General features: G+C 41.3%; 16 protein-coding genes. 6 read left to right on the plus strand and 10 right to left on the minus strand.

What is annotated here, in order from left to right; genetic code table 11:
• Nucleotides 1-376 precede the first annotated feature (376 nt).
• The 3 genes from ACPZ3T_RS28555 to ACPZ3T_RS28565 form a co-directional block, all read right to left on the minus strand.
• Nucleotides 377-1,591 carry a DUF790 family protein gene (locus ACPZ3T_RS28555; RefSeq protein ID WP_490272794.1) on the minus strand — a complete coding sequence of 405 codons (1,215 nt, stop codon included), beginning with the start codon at nt 1,589-1,591 and terminating at the stop codon, nt 377-379.
• A complete protein-coding gene (locus ACPZ3T_RS28560) occupies nt 1,521-3,074 on the minus strand; it encodes a DEAD/DEAH box helicase family protein (RefSeq protein WP_490272795.1) in 1,554 nt (517 codons plus the stop codon). The genes ACPZ3T_RS28555 and ACPZ3T_RS28560 overlap by 71 nt, the downstream gene beginning before the upstream one ends.
• A gap of 123 nt (nt 3,075-3,197) precedes the next feature.
• Nucleotides 3,198-3,572, minus strand: coding sequence for a c-type cytochrome (locus ACPZ3T_RS28565; protein ID WP_490277401.1), 375 nt, complete (start codon nt 3,570-3,572; stop codon nt 3,198-3,200).
• A gap of 209 nt (nt 3,573-3,781) precedes the next feature.
• On the opposite strand from ACPZ3T_RS28565, the gene petG reads away from it, so the two are divergent.
• Nucleotides 3,782-3,895, plus strand: a complete 114-nt coding sequence (petG, locus tag ACPZ3T_RS28570; RefSeq protein WP_010995538.1) for a cytochrome b6-f complex subunit V — start codon at nt 3,782-3,784, stop codon at nt 3,893-3,895.
• A gap of 70 nt (nt 3,896-3,965) precedes the next feature.
• On the opposite strand, the gene rsmD is transcribed toward petG, so the two are convergent.
• Entirely contained in the window at nt 3,966-4,511 is a 546-nt protein-coding gene (rsmD, locus tag ACPZ3T_RS28575; RefSeq protein WP_490272796.1) for a 16S rRNA (guanine(966)-N(2))-methyltransferase RsmD, read from the minus strand.
• 99 nt (nt 4,512-4,610) lie between these two features.
• Nucleotides 4,611-5,246, minus strand: coding sequence for an imidazole glycerol phosphate synthase subunit HisH (gene hisH, locus ACPZ3T_RS28580; protein WP_490272797.1), 636 nt, complete (start codon nt 5,244-5,246; stop codon nt 4,611-4,613).
• Between the two features lie 58 nt (nt 5,247-5,304).
• On the opposite strand from hisH, the gene ACPZ3T_RS28585 reads away from it, so the two are divergent.
• The gene (locus tag ACPZ3T_RS28585) at nt 5,305-5,817 is read left to right on the plus strand and encodes a pyroglutamyl-peptidase I family protein (protein ID WP_490272798.1); all 513 of its coding nucleotides are present in this window, start codon (nt 5,305-5,307) and stop codon (nt 5,815-5,817) included.
• Nucleotides 5,818-6,015: 198 nt separating this feature from the next.
• A complete protein-coding gene (locus ACPZ3T_RS28590; RefSeq protein WP_490272799.1) occupies nt 6,016-7,374 on the plus strand; it encodes a DUF3370 domain-containing protein in 1,359 nt (452 codons plus the stop codon).
• A 103-nt stretch (nt 7,375-7,477) separates the two neighbouring features.
• On the opposite strand, the gene ACPZ3T_RS28595 is transcribed toward ACPZ3T_RS28590, so the two are convergent.
• Nucleotides 7,478-7,684 carry a hypothetical protein gene (locus tag ACPZ3T_RS28595; RefSeq protein WP_490272800.1) on the minus strand — a complete coding sequence of 69 codons (207 nt, stop codon included), beginning with the start codon at nt 7,682-7,684 and terminating at the stop codon, nt 7,478-7,480.
• Nucleotides 7,685-7,688: 4 nt separating this feature from the next.
• Nucleotides 7,689-8,066 carry a GIY-YIG nuclease family protein gene (locus ACPZ3T_RS28600; RefSeq protein ID WP_490277402.1) on the minus strand — a complete coding sequence of 126 codons (378 nt, stop codon included), beginning with the start codon at nt 8,064-8,066 and terminating at the stop codon, nt 7,689-7,691.
• A 439-nt stretch (nt 8,067-8,505) separates the two neighbouring features.
• Between ACPZ3T_RS28600 and ACPZ3T_RS28605 the strand changes: the two genes are divergently transcribed.
• A complete protein-coding gene (locus ACPZ3T_RS28605) occupies nt 8,506-9,114 on the plus strand; it encodes a hypothetical protein (protein WP_490272801.1) in 609 nt (202 codons plus the stop codon).
• A gap of 53 nt (nt 9,115-9,167) precedes the next feature.
• Here the strand turns inward: ACPZ3T_RS28605 and ACPZ3T_RS28610 are convergent, their stop codons facing one another.
• The gene (locus ACPZ3T_RS28610; RefSeq protein WP_490272802.1) at nt 9,168-10,502 is read right to left on the minus strand and encodes a DUF7986 domain-containing protein; all 1,335 of its coding nucleotides are present in this window, start codon (nt 10,500-10,502) and stop codon (nt 9,168-9,170) included.
• A gap of 377 nt (nt 10,503-10,879) precedes the next feature.
• Here ACPZ3T_RS28610 and ACPZ3T_RS28615 point away from each other — a divergent pair, with 377 nt between their 5' ends.
• Together ACPZ3T_RS28615 and obgE are read left to right on the plus strand one after the other, a co-directional pair.
• Nucleotides 10,880-11,554 carry a Mo-dependent nitrogenase C-terminal domain-containing protein gene (locus ACPZ3T_RS28615; RefSeq protein ID WP_490272803.1) on the plus strand — a complete coding sequence of 225 codons (675 nt, stop codon included), beginning with the start codon at nt 10,880-10,882 and terminating at the stop codon, nt 11,552-11,554.
• A 190-nt stretch (nt 11,555-11,744) separates the two neighbouring features.
• Nucleotides 11,745-12,773, plus strand: coding sequence for a GTPase ObgE (gene obgE, locus ACPZ3T_RS28620; RefSeq protein WP_490272804.1), 1,029 nt, complete (start codon nt 11,745-11,747; stop codon nt 12,771-12,773).
• A 140-nt stretch (nt 12,774-12,913) separates the two neighbouring features.
• On the opposite strand, the gene ACPZ3T_RS28625 is transcribed toward obgE, so the two are convergent.
• Nucleotides 12,914-13,315 (minus strand): ribosomal maturation YjgA family protein, encoded by a 402-nt coding sequence (locus ACPZ3T_RS28625; RefSeq protein ID WP_490272805.1) that lies wholly within the window; start codon nt 13,313-13,315, stop codon nt 12,914-12,916.
• Nucleotides 13,316-14,182: 867 nt separating this feature from the next.
• Nucleotides 14,183-15,241, minus strand: a complete 1,059-nt coding sequence (locus ACPZ3T_RS28630; RefSeq protein WP_490272806.1) for a glycoside hydrolase family protein — start codon at nt 15,239-15,241, stop codon at nt 14,183-14,185.
• Between the last annotated feature and the right edge of the window lie 2 nt (nt 15,242-15,243).

The raw sequence follows: 15,243 nt of genomic DNA on the forward strand, positions 1-15,243 counted from the left end.
GGCAGCAATCAAAAGATTTCTCAGTAATTACCGTTGGTAATTACTGAGATGGCACGAAAATCAATGGTATAGGAATAATATTTGATTATTGAACAGATACGTAGGGTGTGTTAGGCGTAAGCCGTAACGCACCTTAAATATACTTTAATGATCAAATCGGGTCGCTAGGTTTGTAGTGAGAACTTTAGTTCTCAAATATAGCCTTTACTAGTTTCCTGAAGTGCAAATTTATCTGTGTGTATCTGCATTTAATTATTTTTGCTTGTACCTCACTATAGCAAGAAAATCTCTAAGGACTAAAGTCCTTACTACTAACTCAATCTTAATTTTTTTTACATTGCTTAATATAGTTGTTTTTTTCAACTTGTTCTATTTATTAATCAATTACTGCTAACACAGACTTGGGTAATAATTTATCTTTAAACCACACAATTCTAGCTGGAACATTATCTAATTTAATTCCCGCTTTTTCTAAATTCAATCTTTCAGAAATTGCTAAAATTAAATTATCACAACCAGAACGGCGCACTTGAGAAAATTTCTTTTGTAAATATTCTGGTCGCCAATAACCAACTATTTCTAATAAAAATTCCCGTCCATCAGGATGCACTAGGCGAAAATCAGGAATCATTACACTCCCAGGAATGGGAATTAAATCTACTTCTCGCTCTAATACCCAGTCGGTTTTCATTGCATCCCATTTATCAGCAAAGGATGCTTCTAACATACTATCGTAGGGTTTTCCTTTGGAGTAATGGGAAACTAAACCACATTCAGAATTAAGAGTAAATCTGCCAGTTCGCCAAGCATCTGTGTAAACGTCACGGGTTTGTAAGGTGGCGGCGAGACTCCATTTGGTAACATGAAGTAAGGCAGGAATTAATTTAGCGATCGCTAACCCATATCTTGTGCTAGGAGTAAATAAACTCGTCGGCCCGTCTACGGTAATTGTAAAGCCGTGGTCAGCATCACCTTCGATATAAGCCATTAATTGAAACAATTTTAAATAGCGAAATAACAGCTTATATTCTCCTGGCACATTGCGATGGGCGTTTAATATTAATTTACTGGCTTTATAAAATATCCCCTGCACTTGAGATAAATTATATCTATTAATTAAATCTACACCTGTAGGTGTGTCAAAGTTGGTGAGGATTCTATTTTCAACTAAGTCAGCATAGATACCATCACGGACTTGCTCAGGTAAAATTTCTCGTTCTAATTCTTGAGTTAATTCATCAGCAATTTTCACCAATGTCATTTGAGTTGATTCCCGACTAGGTGGAGATTTCGCTGCTAAGGCAAACACCCTTTCTCTTAACATGGGTGGTTCTAGGGGACTGACTACTTCAAAAGTACAAAAATTGCTTTTAATAATGTAAGCTAAACCTCTTTTGACTCGATAATCTGTAGCATCACCTTCTAAATCTAAAAGTTGACGCTCAAGTTCACCTTGAGTTTTACCCAAAGCCGACTGAAAACAATTAATTAAGTCGTTAGCTAACTCTAAATTTTTTGTATCAATTTTCAGTCTCTTGGGAATGATTTCTTCGCCGTTTAGACGATGGCTTAGTAGTTCTGTAGGTAGCATTTCCCTGTTTATTATCTGGTGATTTATCGACTACATAATTAATTTCTAATTGTTCGGCAGCTTTAGCAACTTCTCCCTTACCACTGCCATAAACTACTTTTAAGTTGGCTTTTTTATCCTCACCCCGTCGCCTAGCTGATGTATTTTCTTCGCTGGTATCTTCGGCGATAACTTCGTAGAGAATTGCTTGTTTATCCGCAATATTTCCCTTACGTAAAACTCTGCCCAAGCGTTGAATATATTCTCTAGTTGAACCAGTCCCCGATAAAATAATCGCTACAGAAGCGGCGGGAACGTCAACACCTTCATTCAAAACATGGGAAGCAACTAAAGTATTATATTCACCTTCCCGAAATTTAGTTAAAATTTCATGGCGTTCTTTGACTGCGGTTTGATGGGTAATGGCAGGAATTAATAAGTCTTGGGAAATTTTATAAACTGTGGCATTATCAGCCGTGAAAATTAATATTCTTTCTGGATAATGTTTGGCGAGTAAATTAGCTAAAATGCGTAACTTACCATCAGTGCCGAGGGCGATTTCTTTGGCTTGGCGGTGTGCTAACATAGCTCTACGTCCAGATTGCGATCGCGCGCTCATCTGCACAAACATTTGCCACCCTTGAATACTCCCCAAAGAAATTTTTGATTGTCGCAAGAAATCATTGCGAGTTTGAATTAAATTGTTGTATCTTTCTCGCTCATGCTGGGATAATTTCACCTTAATTTGCACTATTTCGTGTTCTGCTAACGCCTTCCCTGCTAAATCTTCGGCACGCTTGCGATAAACTTCTTGACCAATCAAAATATTTAAATCGGCGTGTTTGCCATCGGTGCGTTCTGGTGTGGCTGATAGTCCTAAACGATAGGGTGCGATCGCATATTCGGCAATCACGCGGTTAAAATCGGTAGGTAAGTGATGGCACTCATCAAACACAATCAAAGCATACTTATTCCCCAAGGCTTCGGCATGAATGGCGGCACTGTCGTAGGTGGCGACTAAAATCGGCGTTTTATCTCTTGAACCACCCCCCAATAAACCCACCTCCGCATCTGGAAAAGCCGAGACTAAATGAGCATACCACTGGTGCATTAAATCTAGAGTCGGCACAACAATTAAGGTAGTCCGGGGTGTAGACTGCATTGCCATTTGCGCCAAATAAGTCTTTCCCGCCGCCGTAGGTAAAACAACTACCCCCTGTCTTCCCGCCAGTTTCCAAGCTGCTAAAGCTTCACTTTGATGGGGATAGGGTTGCATTTCTAAACTTGCTACCAAGTCTACGGGGTAAAATTCTTTAGCTTCATCGATAAAATCCACGTCTTCGGCTTGCAGTGCTTCCACCACAGCACGATATTTCATCCCTGGAATGCGGAATTTTTCCACCCTATCATCCCAGGTAGCATAGTCCATCCAACCTTTACCCCGTGGTGGCGGATGTAATATTATTGTGCCACGGTCAAATGTCAAGGTGGGAATACGAGCCATTGGGAACTGGGGGAGATGAGCAACTGAGGACTGGGGAAATTGTACCAAATTCAGTTACTCAATAAAAAAACGTGCGCCTCCATTGGAGACTCACGTAAAAAAACAGTAAATAAATATGCTAAGTTATAAAGTTTCTAAATAACTCAAAAGGTCTGCCATTTCTTGAGTATTAGGCTGGAATTTCGGCATTGGTGGGGTTTTACCACTAATAACTTGATGAATCAGTCCATACTTAGACTTGTGTTTAGAAACACCTTGTAAACTAGGGCCGACTCTGCCGTCTGCTTCTAAACCATGACAGCCAGCACAATTGATTTGAAAGATAGCGTGTCCTTGTACTTGGTTGCCTTCTAACGCCAGAACACTCTTGACGTATGGATCAGAGGCTTGTATCATCTGAACACCAAAAAAGCCCAAAAAGACTGCTAACAGTATCGCCAGAGCCATTAAGGCGCACTGCTTCATCAGAGTTTCAGGTTTAGTAATCTGGTTTTCCAAAAGTTGTGCTGTCAAAATCTAGTTGTTTTCAAAAATTTTCATTTCCTACACATAGCTTAAAAGTTCTTGATGCTGACTGCAAGCATATCTGGGACTTTTCTCTCGAATAGCTATTGTCTAAAATCTTTATATCAAGCGGGATTCATCCCCAATTTGGTAAAATCATAAGCGGGAAATGAATGTTGAAAATCGTAAACAGGAGACTTAAAGTGGTTGAACCCCTGCTTTCAGGTATTGTGCTTGGTTTAATTGTCGTTACCCTCGCTGGGTTGTTTTACGCTGCCTACAAGCAATACAAACGCCCCAATGAGTTGGGTGGTTAATTAGAGGTAGGGGGCAGGGGGCAGGGAGCAGGGGGAGAGTTTTTCTTTTTCTTTCCCTACACCCTACACCCTACTCCCTCATCCTGTAGAAAGTGAGTGCAGTGTTACCGTAAACTTTTTCACGGCAGATTTCCCAATCAGGAATTACTATATCTGTCCATCCTTGGGGGTTATGCTCAACGGCAATTTCACCGTTGGCATCTAATAATTGATGATGTGCGATCGCTTCCAATACCGCTTGATATAATCCACTAGCATAGGGTGGATCAAAATAAATTTTGTCAAACTGCTGCCCTGATAAGTGTTTTAGCTGCTGGATGACATCGCCCCGCAACACTTGCCATTTTTGATTTGCCTGTGCTACTGTTTCCCAGTTTTGTTGAATTACAGCACAAGCGCGACTTGATTTTTCAATTCCAACCACCAAACTGGCTTCTCTACACAAAGCTTCTGCACCCATCGAACCTGTACCGGTGCATAAGTCCAGCCAGCGACAACCTGTAATTTCTCCCTGCCAAATATTAAAAACTGCCTCCCTAACCCGCGCACTCGTGGGTCGGGTTTCTTGCCCTGGTAAAGTTTTAATTTGGCGATTCCCGTAAATTCTTAGACTCATTAGTCAATCGTCAACAGTCAATAGTCCATACTCAATAGTATGTAGCAAAATCATAATGACTGAGAACAAATGACGAAGCTCTAAGTTTTAATGTCATTATTAAGCAGCGATTTTTTCCCGTACTTGCGAAACAAAATTAGACAAGATTTGCAAGCCAATATTAGATGATTTTTCTGGGTGAAATTGGACTGCCATCAGGTTTTCATGGGCAATGGCCGCTGTGATAGTTTGCGTACCGTGGGTAACAGTTGCAGCCCGGATTTGCGGTTCAATGGGGTCAACATAGTAGGAATGCACAAAATATACCCAAGGTTGAGGAGGCAAATGCTCCCATAAAATACTTTTTGGTTGAGTTAATTGCAGCTGATTCCATCCCATGTGAGGAATTGTAATTCCCGGTTCATGGACAAACCGCTTGACTTTTCCCCGCACAATTCCTAGCCCTGGTTGAGTCCCTTCCGCACTCGATTCAAACAGAATTTGTAGTCCTAAACAGATGCCTAAGAAGGGTTTGCCAGATGCGATTATATCCTTAATGGGTTGTTCTAAATCTCGTTGGCGGATATGTTGAACTGCGGGATCAAATGCTCCCACTCCGGGTAAGACAACCGCATCAGCCTTAGCTAAATCCTTGGGTGAATCAGTTACTTTTGGAGTTGCCCCGGCTTTTTCTAATCCTTTGCAAACAGAATGCAAATTACCCATGTCGTAGTCTATAACCGCAATGACTGGCATCGACTTATTCCTTGTAAATTATTTATGGAAGGTGTTTCTATTCTAAATAATATTTTCCATGAAGAAAAGAATACTATTAACTTCTTTTGACACTTGGCTAGAAAATCAACCGTCAAATTCTTCTGATGATTTATTATTTGAAGTCGCTAAACTCGACTCACTCCCCTATGATTTAAATTTTTTGCGACTGTTACCTGTAGATATCGAGCTTGCTAGTTATCGGGTGATAGCAAAAATAAAGACATACCAACCAGATTACATAGTCTGTTGTGGCATGGCTGCAAGTCGGCAAAAATTAAGTCTAGAACTTGGTGCTAGCCGTGGAGAAAGCTTTTTACAGACAACTATCGATGTCAAAAAATTAGTCTCAGGTGCAAAGGTAACTGATATTAGTGATGACTGCGGTAAATTTGTTTGTGAGGGACTTTACTATTCTGTACTGAACTACTTAGGACAAAATCAACTGTCAGCCCATTGTATATTTGTTCATGTTCCAGTTTTAAATCAAGAAAATTTGATAGAAATTTTGAGAGATTTCTTATTAATTATTAACAATTTGGCACTTTTATAAGTGGCTAGCGTCGGGGTGTGGGGGTGTAGGGGTGTAGGGGTGTAGGGGAGACAAGGGAGACAAGGGAGACAAGGTAGATTATATTGACAATGCCCGATGCCCCAAAATTCCTTAATTTTGAATTTTGAATTTTGAATTTTGAATTGATTAGCCCCATTCCCCATTCCTTTCAAATAGAGAGATAAATATTTTCAGGCTATGTTGGATTTATTACTAAGCTTACTCGTTGCTCAATCAACTCCTGCTGCACCACCGGAAGAAGTGGTACAACCTCAACAAGTGCGTCCGTTACCAGGACAGTTGGATACAGTTCCAACTTTTAATAGCAATAGTCCTGAATTAGTGTTAAAAGAAGGGGTTTTACTTTCGACTTTTCCACCGGAGGGGAAAAAAGTCCCATCGGCACATTTGAATTTTCCCTTTCGGGGTAGGTTTGATGTGTTTGCTCACCATGTTGCCAAGGCTGAACCCCCGGAGGATTTACGCTCATTATATTTAGGGATAATTTTACATAACCCTACTGCTGAATCAGTAACAGTGAATGTGTTGCAAGGGGCAAGTTATTTAAGTCAACCGGATGCACCGTTTATTCAGTTACCTGCCGTGAGTCCGAATTTATTAGGTAATGTGTTTGCTGGCCCTGGCGATCGCGTGATGTCTGATATCTTAAGAGGAAGACGACAAGATATTTTCCCCCCGCAAATCGTAATTCCAGCCGGGGAAAGTCGAATGTTACTCAATCAACCTATTCCCGTCAAAGGACTTACACCACCCCTGAATGGTAGGTCAACTTTAGCCAGATTGCGAAGTAATGGTACAGTTTATGCAGCTAGTTTGGCTATGTTTGCTCGTACTAATACTGATGGCAGTGAACGTGCGCCGACACTGGAAGAATGGCAAAACTTATTAAATACTAGTGACGTATCAAGTCCCAGGGATAAAGTTCCCACACCTTTAGAAGAAACGGGTAAACCCCGCATTTATGGACGAGTCGCAGGGGTTGCACGGGGGACACAATGGCGAGCTTTTATAGTTGATAGTCCCAAAGCTAAGTATTTAAGTATTCCGCAAGCCGGACAAGCATTTTCTTACGCCCTTAGTACTTTGCATGGTGGTACATTAGGAACAGAGCAAATTCAAAGTGCGCCGCTTTTGGTACGTTATCCTGACACCGCTTACCGCGCACACGGGAATTATGCTATTCAATATAGTTTAAAATTACCACTGTATAACAATACACCCACCTCCCAAACTGTGAGTATATCTATACAAACGCCACTGAAAGAAGACAAACTCACACAACCGGGACTGAGATTTTTTACGAATTTAGCCCGTCAAGTCTTCTTTAGAGGTAGCGTGAGAATCCGCCATAGAGACGATAATGGCCAGCCTATAACTAATTTTATCCACCTAGTGCAGAGGAGAGGACAACCAGGCGAAGCATTAGCTGTATTAAACATGAAAACAGGCGATCGCAGATTAGTAGAAGTAGACTTTCTCTATCCCCCCGATGCGACACCCCCCCAGGTGTTAACCGTTTCTACCCAGGGGAAATAGGCAGGGGAGCAGGGAGCAGGGGAGCAGGGAGCAGGGAGCAGAGGGAGCAAGGGGAGCAGGGCGGGGTTAAGACTCACCAAGAAGTACAATGATTGTGAATGCGTTACTGGCCTCGCCCTGGTTTACAATCTGTAAAACCCAACGCTTCCGAATCAAGAAAACTTGCGATCGCCATTTCAACCACAGCTTCGATTGGATATTCAATTTCAGCAGCACGGGCAATTAAAGCTACGCGGATTCGCTCAGGTAATCTTCCTAAAATCACCTCAGCATCAGCACTTGTAAGTTGCTCTTGAAGTTTGGCCTGCATAACTTTAAATCTCCGTTGGGATTTGAACGTTATAAGGTGGTTCGGTAGCTCTGAGAATGATGGCTTCTAGCTCCAATAGTAACGCAGGGTTTTCCCAATACGAAATGATCTGCACTGCGATCCGAACGTCTTCATCGTCATATTTATCGAGCCATGCCCAAAGAAAAGCTTTGTGTCCACCACTGAAACGCCCCCGCAGACTCTTGGTTTTACCAATGTAGAGCAATCCGTCAGTTCTGTGTCTGACTGCATAGATACCAGGACGAGCAGGAAGGCTTTTAAAGTCGCGGGTTAATGGTTGACATTGCTCGAAGGGGATAAAGGCGATTTCATCAAGAATACGTCGAGCTTGGGCTTGTAGATCAGAATCATGTGTTGGCATGAAGACAGGAATACTACTTGCATTGGCGCGTGGCAATTATTTTATCACCATAGGCTTGGTGTATTACTGCCAAATTCGTGATTGCTGATGTGTCGTTAATGACAATCATAATCGCTCTTGTTATGCGGTTATACCAATTCTCCAAAATTAGGCAACAGATGCAAAGCTTGAAACCCAGATGGTATCTCACTTTCTGAATTACGTAGCTTGCTTCCCGCTTTGCGGGTATTGCGTAAAGCCTGCGGCATAGCTGCGCTTAGAGCGGAGCGGGGCGTTAGCCCATTGCGAATTGCGAATTGGTATTACGCCATCACGTCCACAGTTACAGTATGTTCTCTGAATCTCTGGCTACACAATTTCAACGGATGAGATTCTCAACTCACCAAGAAGTACAATGATTGTGAATACCATTAATTAGTTAGGGTTGGCGATCACCATCATGAGCAAAGCCAGGATTCTCGACCCATCTGAGAGCTATACTTTCAGCAAATACGCCGAATTAGCTTACGATAGTGCTGATATCCTAGCTGAATTTGGTGTTAGCCTTAACAATACCTCACTTCAACTCCCACAGCAGTTACCAATAGATCCTGAACCACTGAAAATAGAATTACAAGAAAATCTCACTTTGGTAGATCCTGTTTCTGAAATAGCTAGACGTGAAGCACTGATATTTCCGATTCTCAAAACAATTTGTAAATTTGTTCAAGTACCACTCAAAATTGAATATCCTGTACGAGTAAATAATTGGCTCAAAGGCAGTTTTGATTATTTCATTCCTACTGCACAAAACTTATTAGTGATTGAAGCCAAAAATGCTGATTTAGCCAGAGGTTTTACTCAGTTAGCGGTAGAATTAATTGCCCTCGATCAATGGACTGATTCTACAGTTCCAATGCTCTATGGTACTGTGACAACAGGCGATACATGGAAATTTGGAATTTTTCAGCGTCAAGAAAAAATAGTTCACAAAGATATCAATACATACGCTGTTCCTAGCGATTTGAATTTGGTGCTTTCTGCTCTATTTGGTATCAGTTTGAGTTAGGAGCATCCAATAATAACATAGGATACAAATCGCTAATTTACTTGCACTAGGAATTACGAATTACCAAACCCTTTTACTGACTTTTGTTTCCCCTTTCCCTTGGGTTTAGACTTATGCACCTCTACGACAGCTTCTTGAAATAATTCGTGCAGATGTAGGGGTACACTGGCAATTTCTGGTAAATCTGGCTTGAGGGGTTTATTAAATTCTTGCAGTAAGTTATCTAAGTCATGATTGAGATTAAATTCTGGACGTTGTAAATAATCTTGCAATAATTTTTCTAAAGAATTGGGATAATTTTGGGCTAAACGATGCCAAATAAATGCGTTAATGGTTTTATCTTCTAGGTAATGACGAATCAGTTTTTCAGCACCATCAATACTTTGCCAATCTTCTGCTGTTAATAGTGTTGCAAATTTACTATAGGTTGGTAAAAACATCTGTCCCCAACGGGGATGAGAAATGGCGGTGACTTGTTCGGCTTTTTTGAGTTCCGCAGGTAAATCGACTTTCGGCATCACCATTTTACTGGTGCTACTCTGATGATTAAATATCTGAGACACTAATTTTGTGTCAGCACCCGCTTCTTTGACTGCTGCTTGAATTTCTGCTTCAGAAACACCAGATTCTGTTGCTAATTCACTCAGAGATTTATTTTGATCAATTCCTAATGCTGCTAGGCGTTGCTCTGTGATGATCTCTTGAAATTCCCCAATTTTTTGATTGAGTTGATATCCAGGTAAAGTAACTTCATCACTACCGAAAAAGTCAATAAATTGTTCGTGGTATTGGGATACAGACTGCCAAGCTGCTGCTAGTAAGTCTGGTGCATCACTGTAAAGATAATTTGTATAATTTTCTTTGAAATTACCAATAGCTACCGCTAATTTTGGTTTACCAAGTTTGCCTAGGAGGGTATATTGCCCAAAAAATGTCCAGTAATCATCAGTAATAGGTGCAATTCTAGTTAATAATATTTCCTCTAGTTTTAAGCGTGAAATTGTCTTCAACATTTGAGAATTATTAGGCTTAATTATATAATATTTATCAGTTAACCAGTTTCTTAACTCTAAGCGATCGCTCTCAATTTTCGTAATTACAAATAATCCCATAAAACTGCGATGCCAACTAGCAAGTAACTGGCGATCGCTCTCTGTAATATCTGTATAATGTTGAATAAATAAATCTATTGGTGATTGTTCCCTAACTTTACCTTCAATAAGAAAGTTATCAATAATTAAATCTTGCTGTTGACTATCTCCACTCCCACGGCGTGACTGTGCGGCTGCATAGGTTTCTAATGCTTGTGCTAGTTCTCCTTCAGCATCCAAAACAAAATCTAATAAAGCTTGTTTAAGTTCCTGCGATCGCTCTAATATTCTATCCACAAGTCTATCTCTCGGTGCAACAGTTGTAGATTAAGGCATACAACAGAATCACAACATCTAACAACAGCTAGATTTGCCATAATATACATTTAGTAAGTTGACTAATTAACCATAGTCAACACTCAATAGGTAATAGTCATTTTTCCCTAAACCCCTTGAAATTCAACAGGAAATATACTTAGCTAGTATAGACTTTCGTTGTGCGATCGCAGACGTATATGAAGATGTAACCTTTGAAATACCCCAACCCCCAGCCCCAGAAATTCCATTGATAAATTAATCAAGTTTATCTGGAATTACCCATGCCCAATGCCCAATGCCCAATACCCCATGCCCATAGCTTATGATGAACTGAAGACACCACAAGGCGTAAGTTTATGACAACTGTTGTTCAATCACCCTACAGCAGCGAACAGATAGCCGCTTGGTTGCGGGGACTGCTAACCATAGCTTGGGCTGATGGTAACTTTGACGAACAAGAACAGCAATTAATTGCTAGTATCACCAAGGATGAATTAGCTCCTTGTTTAGAATGGGACTCACTAGAAGTCATTACCCCAGAAGAACTGGCAACAGTTTTAGGTAAGCATACACCAGCTGCGGAGAATTTTCTGCGTACAGCTGTAATGGTAGCGATCGCAGATGGTACATATTCCCCCAGTGAAGATCAAGTCCTCCATCAATTTTGTCAAGCCCTAGGCGAACCAGAAGACATCCTAACAGCACTACGTCACACCCTAGAAGGCAAACAACCAGCAGATCCTATCGTCGTCGCCACACTCACAGCCCCACCACCGGATGCGCTGACACCCCTGCGCGACTGGCTAGATGGGTTAGAAGTACAAGATCCCAGAGTTGCCCGGTTTTTGTGTAAAATGATTCCTTCCCAATGTCCTTTTGAGCGAGATGTCACCCTATTTGGGCGCAAAATCGTCCACATTCCGCCATTGTGCAAAATTAACCCCATATATGAACAACTCGTAGGGTTACGCTTCCGCGCCCTCTCCTATTTAGCCGATGAATGCCAAGAGGATGTCTCGGAATATATCTAGTTGCTAGAGACGCGATTCACCGCCTCTATTTGGCATAATAGTAGTAAGAAGGTCTAACACAAAAAAGACTAGTTAAAGAACATAGAATGTTGAAGGTGCGTGCATGGTAATGACGCACCATTATTATCAATAGATAAAATTTCAGCAACTAAATAACTATTGACCTTTGACCATTGATCATTGACTAATTATGCAATTTATCGACCAAGCAAAAATTGAAGTTGAAGCGGGAAAAGGTGGGGATGGTATTGTCGCCTTCCGTCGAGAAAAATATGTACCGGCTGGTGGCCCCTCTGGTGGGAACGGTGGACGAGGTGGTTCAGTAATTTTCTTAGCAGTAGAGAACCTACAAACCCTGTTAGACTTCCGTTACAACCATCTATTTAAAGCCGACAATGGCGGACGTGGCGGCCCCAATAACTGCACGGGTGCATCAGGAAAAGATTTAATTATTAAAGTTCCCTGTGGCACAGTAATTTATGATGCCGAAACAGGTGATTTTATAGGAGATTTAACTGAACCTAACCAAAAGCTAATTATTGCTGAAGGTGGTAAAGGTGGTTTAGGAAATCAGCACTTTTTGAGTAACCGTAACCGCGCCCCAGAATACGCTCTCCCAGGACTACCAGGGGAAAGAAAACTGCTACGTCTAGAATTAAAACTGTTAGCAGAAGTAGGAATTATTGGTTTACCCAATGCTGGTAAGTCTACCTTAATTTCCTCTTTATCAGCTGCACGTCCCAAAATTGCTGATTATCCGTTTACCACTCTCATCCCCAATTTAGGTGTAGTCAGAAAACCCACAGGTGATGGTACAGTTTTTGCTGATATCCCTGGACTTATTGAAGGTGCTGCTGAAGGTGCAGGTTTGGGACATGATTTCTTACGCCACATTGAACGCACACGGGTACTGCTGCATTTAATAGATGCTACTAGTGATGATGTCATCCGAGACTACACAACAATTCAGCAAGAATTAGCAGCCTACGGACGCGGTTTGGAGCAAAGAATGCAAATTTTGGCATTAAATAAAATTGATGCCGTTGATAGGGAAACTGTAGATTTAGATGCACTGGCTACAGAGTTAAATCATCTATCTCATGTTCCTGTTTTCTTGATTTCTGCGGTAACTCGCACTGGCTTAGAACCGATGTTACAAGAACTTTGGCACATTCTCGACCAAATCAATGCTATGGAAGCAGCAGAGGTTTTGATATAGCAAAAGAAGTCAATCAATTTTAGATTTTGCGGAAAGTTCTGTAGGCGGGTTTCCCGCCGTAGGAAACTTTTCAAGACGGATTTTAGATTTTAGATTCAATTGGCAATCCAAAATTTAAAATCTAAAATTCGGAGGGTCAATTAGTCTAGCTTGACTCCCCGAATTATCACCCGTAACCACAGCCATCCTAACCCACAGCCAATAAAATAATAGGGGAAATCTGCCCAAGTAAAGGCGTTACCGATTAACATTTTGCCCCACCAAAATGAGCGTATAAAAACTAAAAATGGTGGATGCCACAATTGCATAAACTCCAATAAGCAAGTAATTACTAATACCCATAAAGGAATTTTCCAAACAGCAGAACGAGTACAAATAAATAGAAAGGCGAATAAACACCAAAATATCTCATAAAAAATTCCTCCTATTTCTTGGTTTAACCATAAAGCAGAATACCGATATTTGCTGTACAAAAGCCCAATGGGAAGAATAATAGCTAAAGAAAAAATACAACGCCTGCGAATTTTGGTAAGTAGTGGCATTATCTAGAGTTTCCAATAAATTATAGGACTTACAGCATTTTTGAAGTAATTGAGGTACAGCATGAGTAATGAGTAATGAGTAATGAGTAATGAGTAATGAGTAATGAGTAATGAGTAATGAGTAATAAGTAATGAGTAATGAGTAATGAGTAATGAGTAATGAGTAATGAGTAATAAGTAATAAGTAGGACTTACGCAACTGGGATATTTTTTCTGTAGGGTGCGTGACGCAGCAAGAATATTTGAACGTAGTCATGAGATTTATAGCGTCACGCACCAACCATAGATGGTGACACTTGGGTAAGTCCTGAATTAACGTGAGTTCGACGACTGGAAAAAACCCCTCTCCATAGCTTGCTTCTCGTAGAGTACCTCTCACGCCAGTTGCTTCTCTACGAGACGCTACGCGAACAAGTCGGCAAAGCCGCCCAACGCACTGGCTCCCCTGCAAGGAGAGAGGCTTTAAAACCTTGATTTTTCCTTGATATATCATGCTTTTTACTCCCCTCTCCGCGTCGGAGCGAAAAGTCTGAGCGGAGGTTTCCTCCGATGGCTTCGCCAACGCCAAGGGCGAACAGAACTTTTCAAGAGAGAGGGGTTGGGGGAGAGGTCAGAAAAGACTTGTCGAACTCACGTTGAATTATTTTCCCTCGCTAAAGGCTACGATATACACACAAACGAAGAATTGTCAATATTGATACTCCGAATTTTAGATTTTAAATTTTGAATTGCCAATTGAATCTAAAATCTAAAATCCGTCTTGAAAAGTTTCCTACGGCGGGAAACCCGCCTACAGAACTTTCCGCAAAATCTAAAATTGATTGACCAGTATTAAGATGCACGTTTAACTACTCTAGAGCAGTGAAATTACTCACCCCAACGATGCCACTGACGAAAATTAGTGCCAGCACTCATAGCTAAACCAATTTGATGTTGTGAAGATAGTTCATCATGACCACCTTCATTTGCACCAATATAATACATACGGAAACTACCATCATCTATTGGGACTATACAAGGTGTACCAACTGCCCTAGCATCCCAACGACCAGAACCTTTGGCAGCATGGGAAAAGATAGCACCTCCAGTTAGTTCGCCTGGCTGTTTTTGCCAATGAATCCCGTCCTCAGAAATGGCTAAACCAATGGAGTGATAACCACTGCTATTAACACCTTCATAAAACATGACGTACTCTCGATTAATTTTTAAGACATGACGAGTGCCAATACCTCTTTCATCAAAACTTCCAACTTCACCTGCTCCTAAAATTTCACCCATTTTTTCCCAGTGAAAACCATCGCTAGAGACGGCTAAACCAACTAAGAATCCTCTTTGTGGGTTTAAGGTGTGATAGTACAATTTCCATGTGCCATCATCATCAGGCAAGACTTGAGGCCAACCGCAAAATAAAGTATCAAACTCTCCCTCCTTGCCTATATCAAGAAATGCTCCTCGATAAGTGCTTTCTAAACGTACCCAATTGATCCCATCACGGGAGATAGCACAACCAGGACGCATATTTAAGCCTTTAGCTTGAAAGCTTCCCATCCCTACAACTGTATTGTCGCCACCAAAATACCACATCCAATACAGACCATCGCGGAAATAGACATTACTTACACCCACATGGGCTGAGTCAAAGCGATGAGGATCTGGGTGCGGCTCAAATACAGCCCCCATAGTTAATGATCCCTGGACGCGTTGCCAATTAATGCCATCAGTAGAAATCGCTAAACCACAGCGACCAGTGGGTAAATTAATTTGCCTATCAAAAGAGGCATCCCGTCCGTAATACCACATTTTCCAAGTTTTATCAGGACAGTACAAAACCTGTGGTGAAGAAACTCTTTCGGAATCCCACCAGCCGTCTGAACCTGGGGCGAGAACTAGTCCGGGTTGATGAATTGGGGTTTTTGCGTCACTCATGC

It is taken from the genome of Aliinostoc maniaoense (assembly GCF_058172895.1).

What these genes read in the sequence shown, in the direction of transcription:
- ACPZ3T_RS28590 (WP_490272799.1), top strand. Translation starts at nt 6,016, where the DNA reads ATGTTGGATTTATTACTAAGCTTACTCGTTGCTCAATCAACTCCTGCT.
- rsmD (WP_490272796.1), bottom strand. Translation starts at nt 4,511, where the DNA reads ATGAGTCTAAGAATTTACGGGAATCGCCAAATTAAAACTTTACCAGGG.
- hisH (WP_490272797.1), bottom strand. Translation starts at nt 5,246, where the DNA reads ATGCCAGTCATTGCGGTTATAGACTACGACATGGGTAATTTGCATTCT.
- ACPZ3T_RS28560 (WP_490272795.1), bottom strand. Translation starts at nt 3,074, where the DNA reads ATGGCTCGTATTCCCACCTTGACATTTGACCGTGGCACAATAATATTA.
- ACPZ3T_RS28595 (WP_490272800.1), bottom strand. Translation starts at nt 7,684, where the DNA reads ATGCAGGCCAAACTTCAAGAGCAACTTACAAGTGCTGATGCTGAGGTG.
- obgE (WP_490272804.1), top strand. Translation starts at nt 11,745, where the DNA reads ATGCAATTTATCGACCAAGCAAAAATTGAAGTTGAAGCGGGAAAAGGT.
- ACPZ3T_RS28625 (WP_490272805.1), bottom strand. Translation starts at nt 13,315, where the DNA reads ATGCCACTACTTACCAAAATTCGCAGGCGTTGTATTTTTTCTTTAGCT.
- ACPZ3T_RS28585 (WP_490272798.1), top strand. Translation starts at nt 5,305, where the DNA reads ATGAAGAAAAGAATACTATTAACTTCTTTTGACACTTGGCTAGAAAAT.
- ACPZ3T_RS28555 (WP_490272794.1), bottom strand. Translation starts at nt 1,591, where the DNA reads ATGCTACCTACAGAACTACTAAGCCATCGTCTAAACGGCGAAGAAATC.
- ACPZ3T_RS28600 (WP_490277402.1), bottom strand. Translation starts at nt 8,066, where the DNA reads ATGCCAACACATGATTCTGATCTACAAGCCCAAGCTCGACGTATTCTT.
- ACPZ3T_RS28615 (WP_490272803.1), top strand. Translation starts at nt 10,880, where the DNA reads ATGACAACTGTTGTTCAATCACCCTACAGCAGCGAACAGATAGCCGCT.
- ACPZ3T_RS28630 (WP_490272806.1), bottom strand. Translation starts at nt 15,241, where the DNA reads ATGAGTGACGCAAAAACCCCAATTCATCAACCCGGACTAGTTCTCGCC.
- ACPZ3T_RS28605 (WP_490272801.1), top strand. Translation starts at nt 8,506, where the DNA reads ATGAGCAAAGCCAGGATTCTCGACCCATCTGAGAGCTATACTTTCAGC.